Consider the following 16,232-nt stretch of genomic DNA (forward strand, 5'->3'; position numbering starts at 1 on the left):
TGGGGGGCAGCGCGTTGACTATGTGGGGAACTCGCCCACCCAGCCACCGTCGAGCAGGTACTTGGGTAGGTACTCCGACTCGACTTCCACGCTGAACCCTGAGTCGAGGGCAAGGCACGCGAGGGCCAGGTGGCCGAGGGCGATGATTCCGTCGGAATCGCGCTCCCGCTCCTCGTCGCGGGTCCAGAAGTCCTTGTGCCATTCGACGGTCTTGGCCAGCTTGGTGGTGAACCTGTCCTGATCACCGCGAACCAGTTGAGTCAAGAGGGTCATGGGGGGATACATGAGGTTGAGTACAGCGCTTCGCAAGGCGGGCCGGACTGCCTCGGGGGCGGTGTCGTCGCGCGGGCCGAGGCGAAGAGGGCGGAACCCACGTGCATCGCGGTGACACAGGCTTCCCAGGTCTCGAGCTTGTCGGCCTTGGGATCCCCCCCCGAGCAGCGACTGGCGAGGAGCGTGGTCCCAGAACTCAGGGCCATGGAGAACCACTCGGGGTTCTCCTCGAGGTCCTCGAGCTCCTCCTCAAGATCTGTCTCCAGCTCTCGAAGTACCTGAGGGAGAGCCCCAGTCAGAAATTCATGACGTGGGATCTTGATCATCTTCGTCCTTCTCCACCTCCGTTCCATCTACCGCCGCCAGCACCAACCAGAAGCTGGTCCGGAGTGGTGGACGGACCTTGTTCTGTTGCTTGGGGTGTCTGGCTGGGGGCTACGTGGGGAATTCGTTGATCCACGCGCCGACGATGAGGTGCTTGGGGAGGTACTCGGACTCGACGCTGATGGTGAACCCGGCCTGGACGGCGAGACAGGTGACGGCCAGCGGGCCCAGGGCGATGAGGCTTTGGGGGTTCAGCTCGCGGTCTTCGTCGCGGGTCCAATAGTCCTTGTGCCACTCCAGGGCCTTGGCCAGTTCGGCGTTGAACTTGTCCTGGTCGCCGCGTGCCAGCTGGGTCAGGAGGTTCATCGGGGGATACATGATCTGGAGGACGCTGTCGCGCGGCGCGTGTCGCAGGACGGCGGGATCGGTCCCGTCCACCGCGGCCACCAGTTTGTCGCCGAACTCTGGGCGCTTGAGCCAGTAGGCCTGCAGCGCTTCCACCCAGTCGTAGATGTACTCGTCGAACTCTCCTTCGGCTTGCCGAAGCCGTGAGACCGGGAACTGGCTCAGTTCGGTCATTCGCTTCTTCTCGCGGCAGACACAGGCGAGCCAGAAGGCGTTGAGCCAGTTGCCGGCATGAGCGCGGGGCAGGGCGCCGGCGCGGATGGCGTGCATCGTGTGACCGATGCGGCACTCGATGCTGTCGGTCGTGGCCTGAGCCGACGCGAAGAGGGCGGAGCCGACCTGCATGGCGGTGACGCAGACCTCCCACGTCTCGAGCTTGTCGGCGTCCGGGTCCACGACGCAGCGCAGGCCGAGGAGCTTGATGGCGTCAGCCAGAACGTTCGAGAACCATGAGGGTTCGGTCTGGAGGTCGTCGACGTCGTCCCAGAAGTCCTTGGTATAAGACTCGAGGATCCTCGGGACATTTCGCGTTGGGAAATCATGTCGCGGAATCTGCATCGTTTTGCTTCTCTGCTTCCGTTCTGATGTCGAACTGCTGCATCTCGTAGCCCTGGTGCTGCCCCCCGGAAGACTTTCCCTTGACGAGTATGTACGTGACTCGTGACGGGTTCGCGTTCAGGGCCTTTCTGAGGTCGCGTGCTAGTTGCCGTTCCGCCTCGGCGGCCTCCCGCTCGGCGTCGGTCTCGGCCTTGAGGTCGTTCCGGCGTGCGCGCTCCTCCATCTCATGGAGGATCGTCTCAAAGTACGCGCGAGTGCCCTGCCGTACTTTCGGGACGCCTGGGGTCGGTGCGTCCTGCCCGCTCTCGCCGGTCTGGTCGTTCTGATCGCTGTCGACCTGATCCTGGCGGGAGCCGTTGTCCGGCTCGGCAGAGGGGCCGGAACCGTTGTGCTCGGGGAGTCCACGCCGCTCGCCGAGTCCGGCCTTCAGTGAACCCTTGGCCTCTACGACGACGAATTCGGGCGGGTCGGTGCTCGGGTCCACCCATATCTGGTCGAACCGGTTGTTTCCTGTTGCCCGGTCGTCGATCCGCGTGTAGTCGGGGAAGTGTCGGGGCATGGCGTGGAACTCGGCGACCTGCTCGCCGTAGTCCTCGCTGGCCCTGGTCATTTTTCCGTGCAGCGGGCTGTGCTTCTCGTCTGCTTCCTGGAACTTCTTCAGGTTCTCGTCGGTTTTGTTCTTCTCGTAGGCTTCCTTGGCCGCCTGCCGGTCTTTATGCGGCTGGTCGTCGGCGTCGATCGCGTCCTGGCGGGCCTTTGCGGCCTCGTCGAGCCGCTTGAGGTTCTCCTCGGAGATCTCTTCGTCCCGTTTGCCCTTACCTTCGCCCTCGTCGATGTACGACTCCCGTTCGGCGTCCGGTGCGTCGTTGGCCAGCATCCACGGCGCATTGGGGTCGTTCGTGGGATGCAACTGAGGGACGGGGCGGCCGTCTTCTGCGGGGTTTGTCACGCTCCGGCGGTAGCCGCTCTTCGGGTGGTAGTACTTCTCGAACCAGGCCCTGTCCTTCGGGTCCTTTGAATTGGCGCGCGCGAGCATGTCCAGGTCACGCTGCCGAAGGCTTGCCTGGTCGTTTGCGTTTGGGGTATTGCCCGCAGGCTCCGCAGGACCGGAGGGGCGCTCAGGGTTCGTCGACCGGGAGGTCTGCGCCGGGTTCTCGGGTGCGATGTCGCCGTAGAGCGGTTTCTTGCCGTTGACGGAGTCCTTGACGTAATTGGCCGCATCGGCGTTCTTGCCCTCGGGGAGGTTCTCCCGCTTCGGAACGGCCGAGTCGTTGTTCATGCTGCTCGAACGGTCGGGCTGGTCGTCGGCTGGCGACTGGGCCGGGACTTCGGGCCGGTTCTTGTCCGGGTCCTCCGGCCGTGATTCCTCGATGTTGTCCGGGCGTGACTCGTCCGCTTGCGGCGGCGTGTTCGGCCGCTGACCGTCGGGCCGGTCGCTGGTCTCCTCCGGCTTCGCCTCCGTGGGGTTCTCCCGACGCGGGTCGGTCGTACGGGGGTCCGAGGTTTGCGGTTCCGTGGTTCGCGGGTCGGGGATGCGAGGGTCCGAGGGCGGGGTGGTGGTCTGCTGGGGCGTGGGGTCGCTCGGAGCGTCGCGTTCAGGGCTGGGGGCCGGGGTGTCGGTCGCAGTCCGGGTAGGCGCCGGTTCGTTGTCCGACGTGGATTTGTCGGTGCCGTCGGGAGTAGTGGTGTGCGCCGTGGATGGCGAGGACTCCCCGTCGCGCGGCCCGTCCTGTGCGTCGGGACGTGTCTGCTGGTCCTTGGTGTCGGGAGTCTCAGGGGTCTCGGCGGTCTCGGACGTCTCGGACGTATCGGCCGGGGACGGATGGTCCTGTTCGGCGGACGACTCCGGTGTCTCCGAGGGCCCGGGTTGCGTCGAGTCGCCGGTTTCGGGGGACGCCTGCTGGTCCTCGGGCGTGGCGTCGTTCTGCGTGTTGTTGTCCGGTTGCCCGTTGCTGTCGGAGTTCTCCGCGTTCTCGGAGTTCTCGGAGTTTTCCGACTGAGACTCGTCGTTCGGATCCTGGGAGTCGTCGGTGTCCTCCGTCTCCGCGGGGTGGAGCGGATTCCCGTCCGGGTCCATCGGGATGTGCCAGACGTGCTCGGCATCGGCGATGTGCAGCGGGTCGTGGCTGACCTCGCCGCTCTGGGTGTCGATCCAGACGACTTTGCCGTTGTGGTTGACGGCATTGAAGGCGTGGCCGCCGCCGCCGGGCCAGTCGACCTGGACGATGGCGTGCGCGCCGTGCCCTGCCTGCAGGAGGTCGTCCGCGATGCGCTGGGCGGTGTCCGGGTCGCTGCCTTCACCGGCGTACGAGTGCGGAGCACCCGACCAGCGGATCTGGTTCTCGTTCGCGTCGTTCTCCGGCGACCAGGGGTCCGGGTTCCCGTCCTCGTCGGTGTCAAGGGTGCGGGGGGCCGAGACCTGCGGGTTACCGCGCCAGGTCTCGAGGAAGGACCGGGAGCAGTCGGCGCAGTTGTTGCTGCGCCCGGGCACTTCGTTGCCGCCGTCGTTCTGGAGCTGGCTCCAGGGGCCGAAGGGATCGGGGAACCGCTGGGGGGTGCCGTCGGGATTCCGCGGCACGGCGTTCGCCAGCAGCTGCTGGTCCTGGGGGTCGGGCTCCGTCAGCCCTCCCGGGTATTGATCCAGGTCGTCGCGGATGTCGTCGAGACTGTCCGTCTGCGGCTGCGTCTGCGGCTCCGGCTTGTCGGACGTGTCGGGGTCTGCCTGTGGCGAGCCCGGTGCCTGCGGGCCGGACCGGCTGGGGTTCGACGCCTGGGACGGGGCGTTAGGGCCGGGGACCGGGGTGTGGATCGGTACCGCGGTCAGAGGCTGTTGTTGCTGCTGGTTCGGGGTGCTCGACGGCGTGCCGGGGTTGCTGCTGGGCTGCTGGGGAGCGTTGGGCGTACTGCCCGACGGCTGGTGAGGCCGTGTGGGGGAGTTGCCCGCGCCCGGTTGCGACGTATGCGGTTTGTTGCCGGCCGGAGTCGGTGCCGTATCGGGTGTACGCCCGGGGGCGCCGGAGCCGGGTGTGCCGGAGTTGGGCGTACTGGGCGTGCTCGGCGTCGGCGTTGGAGTACTGGCGGGCGACGGTGTGTTCCTGGGCGGGGCCGGCTGCCGCGGGTCCTGGTTCGGGGTAGTCGGGCTTGGGCTCTGGTTCGTGTGGGGGCTGCGGCCGTCCGACGCGCTCTGGCCGGTGGGGCCTTGGCCGGGAGACCGACCGCCGGTTGAGCCTGGGGTGTTCTGGTTCGGGGTGCGGCTGTCACTCGTGCCGGGTGTGTTCTGGTGGGGTCCTGGACTACGGGTGCTTGCCCCGCCCGGCGTGCTTTGGTTCGGGCTGGATACGTGTCCGGGCACCGCCCCGGGGGTGCGGCCGTCCGTCGATGGTGTCGGCGTACTGCGTGGTGGCGTCGACGGTGTCGGGCCAGGGGTTGAGGCCGGGCCCGTTCCGGTGGGGTTGGGGGTGCCTGGGGTGGTGGAGGGGGTCCTAGGCGGGCCCTGTGAGGGGTTGGGGCTGGTGGGGCTCGTACCGGACGGGGAGCCGCTTGGGGTGGTGTTTGTGCCTGTACGGGCGCCTGCCGCACCGTCCGCTGCCGTTGAGGGCGGCGTGGGCGAGGTCGGCATCGAGGAGTTGCCGTCCGGGCGCGGGGCCGCGGTTGAGGGGTCGGCCGTGGTCGGTGTCGGGGCGGCGTTGGACTGGGTGGGGATGCTGGCGGCGAGGCTGTCGATCGACCTACTGATCCCGCCGCCGCTGTTCGTGGAGGACGGTGTTGCGCCGGCTGTCGGTGTGGGAGCCGATTGCGGGGAGGGTGAGGAGAGGCCGCCGGGGGAGGAACCACTGCGGTTGTCGCCGGCACTGGGTGTGTTGCTGCTGGTGTCCGGGGCGGGGGACGGGGACGGCGACGTATTGCTGGGTGCGGGGTCGTCGAAGTCCGACAGCGTCGGCCGGGAGGGCGAATTGGAGGAGGAAGGATTCTGCCCGGAGTCAGGGGTGCTGGGCGTCGAGTCCGGGGTGCCGCTTGGCGTGTCGGTACTGGGTAGCCCTCCGAGGTCGGGGGCGTTGTAGCTCGCGGGTTCGTCGCCGTCGGCGGATATGTTGCCGCCGATGTTGGTGTTGCCCGTGTTGGCGTTCGCACGTGAGGTCGTCGACGAGTCCGAGCTGGAGGAGTCCGAGGTGTTTGACGAGTCCGAGGTGTTCGACGAGTCAGTGTCCCCCGAACTGTCGTCTCCGTCGCCGCTGTTGCTATTGGTGCCGTCACCGCTGTTGTTGCCCGCCGCAGGGTTGTTGCGGTTGTTGTAGGCATCCCTGCTGCTGTTGTAGCCGCTGTCGATGCCGTCGCGGATGCTGCTGCCGGCCTTCCTGCCCAGGCCGTCGCGCACGCCCTCGGCGAACGTCTGCGGGGACTGCTTGATGGCTTCCCATCCGCCCTGGGCGCCGGCCGAGACGGTCTTGCTGAGGTCGAAGCCTTCCTGGGTCCCGAAGCCGACGTTGACGGACTGCTTGACCAGGTCGGTGACCATGGCCTGGACCGCCGATACGGCGGGTTCCTTCATCATCTCGATGATGGCCTGCATCAGCGCGTCTTTGAGTGCGTCGAGGATACGGCGTACGGCCACGCGGGTCAGTTGCGTGGCTGCCATGCCGGCGGCAGCGGAGAGGCCGAAGGTGACGACGGACGCGGCAGCGGCGGCGGCGATCTGGATGGCCAGCGCGATGAGTTGGACGATGACCGCCCACTTCGCGAACTCCACCAGAAACGCCGCGGCCTCAAAGGTGGCCGCGATGACGTACGCGGCTTCCGCGGCGTTGGCGAGGTAGCCGTCCGAGCCGCCGTCGGAGAACTTCTTGTAGTGCGTGGTGAACGCGTCGATGGACTCGCCCGCGTTGTGCGCGACCACGGTCTGAGCGCTGGTATTCGCCCGTATGTGCAGCTTCTGGGCGTCGTCACCGAACTGGCGCCACAACGCGGCGGAGTCTCTGAGCAAGTCCTCATTCGCTGTCGGCCACCTGTAGCCGAGCATCTCCAGGACCCACTCGACCTCGTCCGGCAACATCATCGCCACAGCGCGCCACACCCCCGATAGGCAACCGCCGCACAACGCCCCCCAACGACAAGGGGAATCACACGCAGTGCAGCCGTCCCCAGAGCTTACTGACCATCACCGGAGCAACTCGAGAGGGTTCCTGTTACAACCCTGTCGCAGGGGTGCCTAAAGGCCGCAACGTCGTCAGACCGACTTGAAGTTGTTCACCTTCGCGCCGCCGTCGGCATCGTGCTGCGCGGTGAGCGCCGCGTACTTCGCGTCTTCTTCGATCTCGTGCTTCTCGTGCCGCACGCCCATCGCGGTGAACTTCAGGCCCATACCAGCGATCCGCTTCGCGAGGCTGGGCATCGAGTCCTTCATACCGTCGCGCAGACCTTCGTAGACGACGCCAAAGTGCTCGCCCAACTCGTCGTCGCCCCACGGCGGAGTCTTGCCCGACTTGCCCTCGATGGCGTTCAGTCCCTCGAACAGTGCCTTCGCGGCCTTGGCATAGTCCTGGCCCACCTCGAACATGTGGAAGCCCTCGCCCTTGAGCACCGACGCATCGGTCCTCATCGTGTCGTCCCCCACCTGCAACTACCCCCCACGCTCGCACGTCTGTCGCAGCGTCAGCCTAGCGCCCGCGCCACACTCCTTCCAAGAAAAACGCGAGAGGGACGGCGCCCACCAGGCGCCGCCCCTCACACACATGCGTACAACCGAACAGGTCAGAACCGCGGCGGCAGCCAACCCGTCTGCACCATCTGCCCACTGCGCCGCCGCGTGTGGAAGTACCCACGCCCCGGCGGCAGCTGCGACGGCGTGATGTTGCCGAGCAGCGCACCCTCCGACCGGTCGCCGGACATCACCAGACCCTGCGCCCCGAGCTCCCGCAGACGCTGCATCACCGGCTCGTACAGCGACCGGCTCGCGCCGCCCGCCGAGCGCGCGATGATCACGTGCAGGCCCACGTCACGGGCGTACGGCAGATACTCCACCAGCGGCGACAGCGGGTTCATGCCGGTGGCCACCAGGTCGTAGTCGTCGATGATGACGTACGCGTCCGGGCTGTTGTACCAGCTCCGGTTCCTCAGCTGCTCCGGCGTGACATCCGGACCCGGCATCCGACGGCTGAGCGAGCCCGCCAGACCCTCCAGCGTCTCCGTCAGCGCGGGCGCCGAAGCGCAGTAGCGGGACAGGTGCGAGTCCGGTACGGCCTCCAGGTGTGCGCGGCGGTAGTCACCCATGACGATCTTCGCCTGGTCGGGCGTGTAGCGCTCGGTGATCTGCTTGATGAGCAGCCGCAGCACCGACGACTTTCCGGACTCGCTCTCACCGAACACGATGAAGTGCGGGTCCGTCTCGAAGTCGATGAAGACCGGCGCGAGCGCCGACTCGTCGATACCGAAGGCGATACCCCGCTCCGGGTGCTCGAAGCCCTTCGGCAGCCGGTCCGCCTCCATGATCCTCGGCAGCAGCCGCACGGCCGGAGCCGGGTTGCCCTGCCAGTTCTCGTTGATGCCCCGGATGAGTACGGCCGTGGCCTCCGCCAGGTCCTCCGTCTCCGAAGAGCCGTCGACCCGCGGCAGCGCGGTCATGAAGTGCAGCTTGTCCGTGGTCACACCACGGCCCGGCACGGACGCGGGCACGTTCTGTGCCACCTTGCGGTCGATCTCCGACTCCGTCGGGTCACCTAGCCGCAGCTCGATGCGGTTCTGCAGCATGTCCTTGAGCGCGGGCCGCACCTCGGTGTAGCGGCTCGCCGTCAGAATCACGTGTACGCCGAAGCCGAGCCCGCGCATCGCCATGTCGGTGATGGACGCCTCGAGCATCTCGTAGTCCGTCTTGAAGGTCGCCCACCCGTCGATGACGAGGAAGACGTCACCCCACGGCTGGTCGGGCAGCTGCCCGGCCGCCCGCCGCTGACGGTAGGTCTGGATGGAGTCGACGTTGTTCGCGCGGAAGTACTCCTCGCGCGCGTTGAGGATGCCCTCGACCTCGCTGACCGTACGACGTACCTTCTCGCCGTCGAGCCGGTTGGCCACTCCACCCACGTGCGCCAGATCCTCCATCGCGATCAGACCGCCACCGCCGAAGTCCAGGCAGTAGAACTGCACTTCGCTCGGCGTGTGAGTAAACGCGAAGGACGAGATGAGCGTGCGCAGCAGAGTCGACTTGCCGGACTGCGGACCACCGATGAACAGACCGTGGCCCGCACCGCCCGCGAAGTCCCGGTACAGCACGTCGCGTCGCTGCTCGAACGGCTTGTCCACCAGACCGACCGGCACATTGAGCCGGCCGAGCGCGGTGTACTCGGGCGCCGTCAGACCGCGCTCCGCCGTGACCGCCAGCGCCGGCAGGAGCTGCTCCAGCGAAGGCGCCTCCTCCAGCGGCGGCAGCCACACTTGGTGGGCGGGCGGCCCCTGGTTCTCCATCTTGGCGACGATGACGTCCAGGACGGTGTCGGCAAGCGCGTCGTCGATCCGGTTGTCGGCCTCCGGCTCCTCGATCACCGGCTGCGGCGGCAGCGCCACGTGCTGCGCCGTGAAGAGCGCGGGCCGCAGCTGAGTCGAGCGGTGCACCCGCGACGGACCCTCACCGTGGTACGCCCCCGACACGTACGCCGCCTTGAAGCGGACCATGGTGTCGGTGTCGTACCGCAGATAGCCGGAGCCGGGAATCGACGGCAGGTGGTAGGCGTCCGGCACACCGATCGCCGTACGCGACTCGGCGGCGGAGAACGTACGCAGACCGATCCGGTACGACAGATAGGTGTCGAGCCCGCGCAGCTTGCCCTCCTCCAGGCGCTGCGAGGCAAGCAGCAGGTGCACACCCAGCGAACGGCCGATGCGGCCGATCTGGATGAACATGTCGATGAAGTCGGGCTTAGCCGTGAGCAGTTCGGAGAACTCGTCGAGCACGATCACCAGCGAAGCCAGCGGCTCAAGTGCGGCACCGGCCGCCCGCGCCTTCTCGTAGTCGTGGATGTTGGCGTAGTTGCCGGCCGTACGCAGCAGCTCCTGGCGGCGCTGCATCTCACCCATGATCGAGTCACGCATACGGTCGACGAGCGTGAGGTCGTCCGCCAGGTTGGTGATGACGGCCGCGGTGTGCGGCATGTCCACCATGCCGGCGAAGGTGGCACCACCCTTGAAGTCCGCGAGGATGAAGTTCAGCGTCTCCGAGGAGTGCGTCACCGCGAGGCCGAGTACGAGCGTACGCAGCACCTCGGACTTACCGGAACCGGTCGCTCCGACACACAGGCCGTGCGGGCCCATGCCCTCCTGCGAGGCCTCCTTGAGGTCGAGCATGACCGGCTCGCCGTTCTCACCGACACCGATCGGTACGCGCAGCCGCTCGTGCAGCGTGCGCGGACGCCAGGTGCGCGAGACGTCGACGGAGCCGGCGTCGCCGATGCCCATCAGATCCGTGAAGTCCAGGTTCGACAGCAGAGGTTCGCCCTCCTCCGCCGTACCGACCCGGAAGGCGGCGAGCTGCCTCGCCAGCGAATCGGCCTGCTCCTGGCTCAGCACATCCGGCTTGCCGCTGTACGCCGACTCGTGCCCGACGTACAGCTGAAGCTTGTTCGGCTTCAGATACGCCGTCAGGTTGCCCCGCAGCTCGTCCTCCAGCTCCCCGGGCGAGATCTCCAGGAACGTGACGCCCTGAAGCCCTTCCGTGCCGGCGAGTCCCGAGTCCGGCGGTACGGTGCCGCCGTCGAGCACCACGATCAGGTGCGGCTGGTCGTACACCGGGTTCGCGTCGCGGTTCCAGCGCGGCCGGTCGGCCAGCTGGTCCTCCAGCGCCTCCTCCAGCTCACCGAGGTCGTCGAAGAGGAGCCGGGCCGAGCCCGCCCCGTCCTTGGCCTTCGGGTGCTGGCTGTGCGGCAGCCACTTGATCCAGTCCCAGTCCGACGCGGCGGAGGGGTGCGCGACCACGGCGACCATCAGGTCCTCGGGCGAGTGCAGCGTCGCGAGCTGGGCAATGGCCGCGCGGGCATTGCCGTACACCGTGTCACTGTCCCCGGCCAGCACCACGTGGTAGAAGGCGCGCAGCGAAACCGACACCGGCAGGTCGGCCAGACTTCCGTGCGCGTCGAGGAACGCCTTCATGGCCGCGGCGGTCAGCGGCTCCAGCTCCTCCTTGGGCGCGGTCTCCGGTGCGGCGAGCGGAGTTGCCAGCTGCTGGTTGCCGAGACCCATGCGTACGGACGCGAAGTCGGCGTCGGTCGGGCGCCGTTCCCACAGCCGTTTGCCGTCGGCGGCGAGGGCCCACAGCTGGTCCGGGTCCGGGTGCTGGAAAAGCTGTGTACGCCGCTGGAGTTCAGCGGTCTTGTGCACGTCCTTGCGGACCTGCTCGAGATAGCGGAAGTAGTCACGCCGGTCCTGCGCCATGCCCGCACCGCCGCCCTGGCGGGACTTGGCGAACTGGGCGATGCCCATGGCGAGGGTCGAGGCGAGCATCAGCCCGCCCACCACCCGCATATAGGACGGCAGGTTGGGCATGAAGAAGAAGCCGACAGAACCCAGCATGCCCATCATCGGCAGCAGGCTCATCAGCACACCGTCGTCGCCCTCCCGCGGAATCTCGGGCGGCGTCTCCAGTTTCACCTCGCCGTCCGGGACAGCAGGCGGCTGGATCCGCGGCTGCCGTTTGATGATGACGACGCTCACCGATGCACTCATCCTTCGCGATTGCTGTGTCTTCCCGGGTGCAACCCCCGGGCCCCCGGCCCGAAGAGCAGGCAGGCACAGCCGCTGATCCTACTGTCACGTATGAGACCGCCGGGAGGCAGGAGCGTGGAGATGCGGGGGAGTGCGAGGAGGAATGAGGGAGGCGGGACCTGTGCCCCCCGCACCGGACGATAAGGTGGCGCTCCGCGTCGTACGAGCGACGTAAAGAAGCTTGTCTAGCAGGGGGAACTACCAGGTGAGCACGGGCACATCGACGGGTTTCTGCCGAGTCACCGTCGCAGCTCCGGACAGTCGTATCGATGTGGCGCTGCCGGAGGACCTGCCGATCCAGGACATCTATCCGGAGATCATCAGGCTCTCGGGCATGGTCCAGTCCGACGGCACCCTTGCCGGCTACCACCTCGTACGCCGCGACGGCCATGTGCTCGACGCGAGCCGTTCGTTGCTCGAGCACCGCGTCAGGGACGGCGAGGTGCTGCTGCTGCGCACGTTCGCCGATTCGCTGCCGCCGGCCGTTCACGACGACGTGGTCGACGCGGTAGCCACCGCCGTCAAGCAGGATCTCCGCGGCTGGAACGACAACCTGATGCGGGTCGCGGGTCTGATCTCAGGAGTACTCCTCCTGACGATGCTCGGCTTCGTGTTCTGGTTCGCGGACCCGCTGCGGCACGACATGCACGGCCTCCAGGGCATCGTCGCCGGTGTGGTCGCGCTGGCTCTGACGGCTCTCGCCGGTGTACGCGGCCGGGTGTACGACGACAGAGCTTCCGCCGTGGCCCTGGGCATCGCCGCACTGCCGCACGCGCTCATCGCAGGCTCCGGTGTCATTGGGCAGGACGCGGGTGAAGGCCCGGGCAGGCTGCAGTTCCTGGTCGGCTGCGTGGCCGTCCTTCTCTTCTCCGTCGTACTGATCATGCTGCTGCCGCAGGGAGACGCCCCGTTCGTCGCCGCGGCGCTGGCGGCGGCCATCGGTACGTTCGCCGCGTTCGGCGGAGTGCTCACCGAGGCGCAGCCCCGTGAGATCGCGGCCGTCACCTCGGTCGTCGGGCTGGCGGTCGTCGGCTTCCTGCCGGGCTGGTCGGCCCGCTTCGCGAAGCTGCCGATCGGCTTCCGCAACCCGGAGGACCTGGCCAGGGCCCGCCGCGAGGGCCAGGAGGGCAACCTCGAGGCCGTCGACGTACAGCGCATCGTCGCCCAGACCAGCCGCGGCCACGAACTGCTGCTCGGCCTCGTCGGCGGCTGCGCCGTCGTCATCCTCGGCGCGGGCGGCGCGGTACTCGGCTTCAGCGACAGCAGCTGGGCCCAGCTGATGGCCCTGGTCACCGCGCTGGCCGCGATGCTCCGGGCGCGCCTGTTCCGCTACACCGCGCAGGTCACCTGCCTGCTGGTGGCCGGCGTCCTCACGACCGGCCTGCTGATCCTCGGCCTCGCGATCTCGCCCCCGACCCAGATCCTCGTGGACCTGGCCGGAGGCAACTCCGCGGGCATCGACGTACGAACCCTGTGGCTCGGTGCCTCGGTCGCCGTCGGTGCGATGCTCCTGATCGCGATCGCCCTGATCGTTCCGAACAAGGGCCTGTCCCCCTTCTGGGGCCGCATGCTCGACCTCGCCGACTCGCTGGTCCTGCTCTCCCTGATCCCGATCTGCCTCGCGGTCCTCGACGTGTACGCCCAGGTCCGAGGCGGCGTCTGACCCGCACCGGCGCCCGCACCTTCACCAAGCAGCGCACGCACACGTTCCCCCTCCCCTCGCTCTCCGGCGAGGCGAGGGGGACTCGTCGTCCGAGGGGGATTCACGCATGGAACGCCTACGCCAGGACGACCCGCCACAGATCGGGCCGTACATCACTCTGGCGCGGCTCGATGCGGAGAGCGCGGAACGGGCCGTCCCGGAGCGCCGCTACATCGCGCGCACCCTGGACGGGGACCGCACGGTCGTGGCCTGCGTCCCGCACATCGGCACTGACCCGACCCGCTGGTCGATCGAGGCGGAGAGTGCCCGCCGCATCTCCGTCCCCGGTCTGTGGCCGGTCTCGGAGGTCGGCGGCACGGCGGGCTTCCCCTGGCATACGACTCCGTACGTCCCCGCGCTCCCGCTGACCTCTGGCCTGGAAGCTCATGGCGGTCCGCTTCCGGAGCCCTGCGTACGTTCCTTGGGCACGGCCCTGGCCGAATTGCTGACCACGGCGCACGCGCAGGGTGTGGTGCACGCCGGGTTGTCCCCTTCCGCTGTGCTGCTCAGCGCGGAAGGCCCGCGCCTGGGCTGCTTCGGAGCGGTGCGTTCGGCAGCCCCGGACGGGGAACAGCGCGCGGGCCTCCCGGGGTTGGACCCCGGCAGTCTCGCCCAGGAGCAGGCCCAGGGGGGTCGTCCCCGCCCACCCGGCGACGTATACGCCCTGGGAGCAGTGCTCTCGTATGCGAGCACTGGTCACACTGCCCCCCAGCGCGAGCAACTCCCCGCCTCCCTGTGCGGGTTGATCACGGCGTGTCTGGCCCCCGATGCCGCAGCGCGCCCGCAGGCATACCAGATCCTCACCGACCTGACGTCGGGCGCGACGACCGCGAATCCCGCGACGCCTCAGGCCACCGTTCTGGACACCGCTGCCCCGGTCCTCCTGCCCGCCCGCGTCGTCGCCGCCCTGGCCCGCCAGTCGGCGGAGATCCTCGCCGCCGAACTTCCCACGCGCACCCGCACTCTCACCCCTAGCGCCCTGGACTGACGGCCGATGTTCTCCCCACTCACCCACGACGACCCGCACCAGCTCGGCGCCTACCGCCTCATGGCCCGCCTGGGCAGCGGCGGCATGGGAACTGTCTACCTCGCCCGGTCGTCATCCGGCCGCACCGCCGCGCTCAAGACCATGCACGCCCGCATCGCCACCGATCCCGCGTTCCGCACCCGCTTCCGGCTCGAAGTCGACGCGGCCCGCGTTATCGGCGGCGTACACGGCGCCCAGGTATTCGACGCGGATCCGCTGTCCGATACGCCCTGGCTGGCAACGGAGTACATCCTGGGCCCACCGCTGGACGACGCGGTCGTGCTCGCCGGGTCCTTCCCCGAGTCGGCGGTACGCGCCCTGGGCGTCGCTCTGTGCCAGGCGCTGGCCCAACTTCACGCCTCTGAGGTGGTCCACCGCGACCTCAAGCCGTCCAACATCATGCTCACCGCCGACGGCCCCAAGGTCATCGACTTCGGCATCGCCCGCGCGACAGGCGACGACCGTCTCACCCGTATCGGCGCAGCGGCGGGCACCCCTGCCTTCATGTCCCCGGAGCAGGCAACGGGCCAGGAACACACCTCGGCGGGCGATGTTTTCGCCCTGGCGGGCGTCCTGGTCCACGCGGCAACGGGCCACGGTCCGTTCGGCTCGGGTCAGCCGGCGGACCTGCTGTATCGCGTGCGCTACGCCGACCCGGATCTGACAGGTGTCTTCGAAGCCCTGGCCGCGGTACTGGCTCGCGGCCTGAGCAAGGCCCCGGCGGACCGTCCTACGACAGCGGAACTCGCGGCCCAGCTGTCCACCGGCACAGCCGGCCCCGGCTTCGCCGAGCACCTCCCGGAAATTCTGCTCACCGAGATCACCCGCCGAGCGGCAGAAGTCTGGCACGTCCAGCCGCACCGCCTCCTGCCTCCGGCGGACACGCTGCCGGAGCCGTCGACGGACCCCGTGCCACCCTCCTTGTCCCGCCGCAAGCTACTGGCGCTGGGCGGAGGCTCAGTTCTCGGGGTAACCGCGGCCGGCACGGGCGCCTGGGCCTGGCTCGGGCGGCGGAGTACCAAGAGCGGCGGCACGGGCACGCCGAATGACGGCGCTACGTCCAGTGCTTCGGCGGCAGCGAAGGGAGACTCGCTGTGGCGAATCGCGATCAGCACCTCGAAAGCCACGATCGTGCCGCCGGTTCCTCTCACCTACGGTGGATGGATTGTCGTAGCGGATGACAACGGCGTGCGTTTCATCGATGCCGAGCGCGGTGGGGTCGAGTTTCCTTCCCTCAGTAAGGCCCCGTCGCACCAGTGCGTCGTCGAGCTGGAGCGGGTGCACTGGTGCGAACTGCCCCCGTCCGCCGACGGGGCCCTCAGGATCAAGTCTTTCGACCCCGTCGGGGGATCCCTGGACCCTGCCCTCGTCAAGTTCGAGGACTTCAACGGCAGTCTCCCGGGAACGCAGCTGCTGTGCGCCGAGGATGGCGTCGTCTATCTCGCTGCCGGACAGGGGAAGAAGTCGGGGGAAGGCATCGGCTTCAGTCGCGACCAGTCCTGGTTCCTCCTGGCTGTCGACACCCACACGCTCCAGATAATCTGGCGTCGGCCTCTGCCGCGACGGCCCGGCACAACGCTGCGACTGCATTTCCTCGACTCGCGGGTCGAAGGCGAGGCCCTCGTGCTGCTGCAGGAGACCTCGGACGGCAAGGTCAGGCTTTCGGTGCGTGACAGCCGTACCGGGAACGTCCGCTGGGAGCAGCCGCTGGCGGTCTCCGAACCGGAGGACGTCCGGGGCAAGTTGGCGGTCGATGGTGGCATGCACGTCTATCCGCCTACGGGAGCCCTGCGAGCCTTGAGCCTGATTGACGGCAAAGAGGTATGGAACTTCGGTAACGGACGATCCCGCCGTACAGGGCCCCCAACGGTCACAGACAGTGCCGTGTACGCCGTCGAGGAGGGGCTCGGCGTTGTGGCTGTCGACTCGCGCACCGGAGAGCTGCAGTGGGAGGAGAAGGGCGGCCGGGGCGCGGACGCGGACCTCGCCGCTCCGCCCCTGGCCGGTTATCGGAACGTCTACAGCAAGGGCCCCGGGCATCTCAGGATCATCGACATCAAGACGGGCAGGACCAGCCGGTCGTACAAGTCCACAGAGGACCGCTTCTTCGCCTACGAGTCCGTCGTCGACGATGCCAGCAGGATCGTCGGCATGGGCGAAGAGTTCATCGCCTGCTACCCCCTTGACTGACCCCCAGAG

At 68.2% G+C, this 16,232-nt stretch carries 8 protein-coding genes; 3 read left to right on the forward strand and 5 right to left on the reverse strand.

Features of this window, described 5'->3' with window-relative positions; translation table 11 throughout:
- Window positions 1-18: 18 nt before the first annotated feature.
- From J7E96_RS20790 to eccCa, 5 genes are all read right to left on the reverse strand, one after another.
- On the reverse strand, window positions 19-489 hold the full coding sequence (locus tag J7E96_RS20790) for an immunity 49 family protein (protein WP_308296058.1): 471 nt from the start codon (window positions 487-489) through the stop codon (window positions 19-21).
- A 219-nt stretch (window positions 490-708) separates the two neighbouring features.
- The gene (locus tag J7E96_RS20795; protein WP_214974714.1) at window positions 709-1,560 is read right to left on the reverse strand and encodes an immunity 49 family protein; all 852 of its coding nucleotides are present in this window, start codon (window positions 1,558-1,560) and stop codon (window positions 709-711) included.
- Window positions 1,541-6,613, reverse strand: coding sequence for a toxin glutamine deamidase domain-containing protein (locus tag J7E96_RS20800; protein WP_251070208.1), 5,073 nt, complete (start codon window positions 6,611-6,613; stop codon window positions 1,541-1,543). Before J7E96_RS20800 ends, J7E96_RS20795 begins: the two co-directional genes overlap by 20 nt.
- A 171-nt stretch (window positions 6,614-6,784) precedes the next feature.
- Window positions 6,785-7,156, reverse strand: coding sequence for a hypothetical protein (locus J7E96_RS20805; RefSeq protein WP_215133168.1), 372 nt, complete (start codon window positions 7,154-7,156; stop codon window positions 6,785-6,787).
- A 152-nt stretch (window positions 7,157-7,308) separates the two neighbouring features.
- A complete protein-coding gene (gene eccCa / locus J7E96_RS20810) occupies window positions 7,309-11,253 on the reverse strand; it encodes a type VII secretion protein EccCa (protein ID WP_215133169.1) in 3,945 nt (1,314 codons plus the stop codon).
- 256 nt (window positions 11,254-11,509) lie between these two features.
- Here eccCa and eccD point away from each other — a divergent pair, with 256 nt between their 5' ends.
- From eccD to J7E96_RS20825, 3 genes are all read left to right on the forward strand, one after another.
- Window positions 11,510-12,967: a type VII secretion integral membrane protein EccD gene (gene eccD, locus J7E96_RS20815; protein ID WP_215133170.1), complete on the forward strand. Its 1,458-nt coding sequence runs from the start codon at window positions 11,510-11,512 to the stop codon at window positions 12,965-12,967.
- Between the two features lie 106 nt (window positions 12,968-13,073).
- Window positions 13,074-13,994 carry a serine/threonine protein kinase gene (locus J7E96_RS20820; RefSeq protein WP_215133171.1) on the forward strand — a complete coding sequence of 307 codons (921 nt, stop codon included), beginning with the start codon at window positions 13,074-13,076 and terminating at the stop codon, window positions 13,992-13,994.
- Window positions 13,995-14,000: 6 nt separating this feature from the next.
- Window positions 14,001-16,223 (forward strand): PQQ-binding-like beta-propeller repeat protein, encoded by a 2,223-nt coding sequence (locus tag J7E96_RS20825; RefSeq protein WP_215133172.1) that lies wholly within the window; start codon window positions 14,001-14,003, stop codon window positions 16,221-16,223.
- Window positions 16,224-16,232: the final 9 nt, after the last annotated feature.

Origin of the sequence: Streptomyces sp. ISL-96, assembly GCF_018614035.1 — a bacterium.
Classification (GTDB): domain Bacteria; phylum Actinomycetota; class Actinomycetes; order Streptomycetales; family Streptomycetaceae; genus Streptomyces.

Excerpts from the sequence above, each read along its gene's own strand:
- J7E96_RS20825 (WP_215133172.1), top strand. The coding sequence starts at position 14,001 with ATGTTCTCCCCACTCACCCACGACGACCCGCACCAGCTCGGCGCCTAC.
- J7E96_RS20805 (WP_215133168.1), bottom strand. The coding sequence starts at position 7,156 with ATGAGGACCGATGCGTCGGTGCTCAAGGGCGAGGGCTTCCACATGTTC.
- J7E96_RS20820 (WP_215133171.1), top strand. The coding sequence starts at position 13,074 with ATGGAACGCCTACGCCAGGACGACCCGCCACAGATCGGGCCGTACATC.
- J7E96_RS20795 (WP_214974714.1), bottom strand. The coding sequence starts at position 1,560 with ATGCAGATTCCGCGACATGATTTCCCAACGCGAAATGTCCCGAGGATC.
- J7E96_RS20800 (WP_251070208.1), bottom strand. The coding sequence starts at position 6,613 with ATGATGTTGCCGGACGAGGTCGAGTGGGTCCTGGAGATGCTCGGCTAC.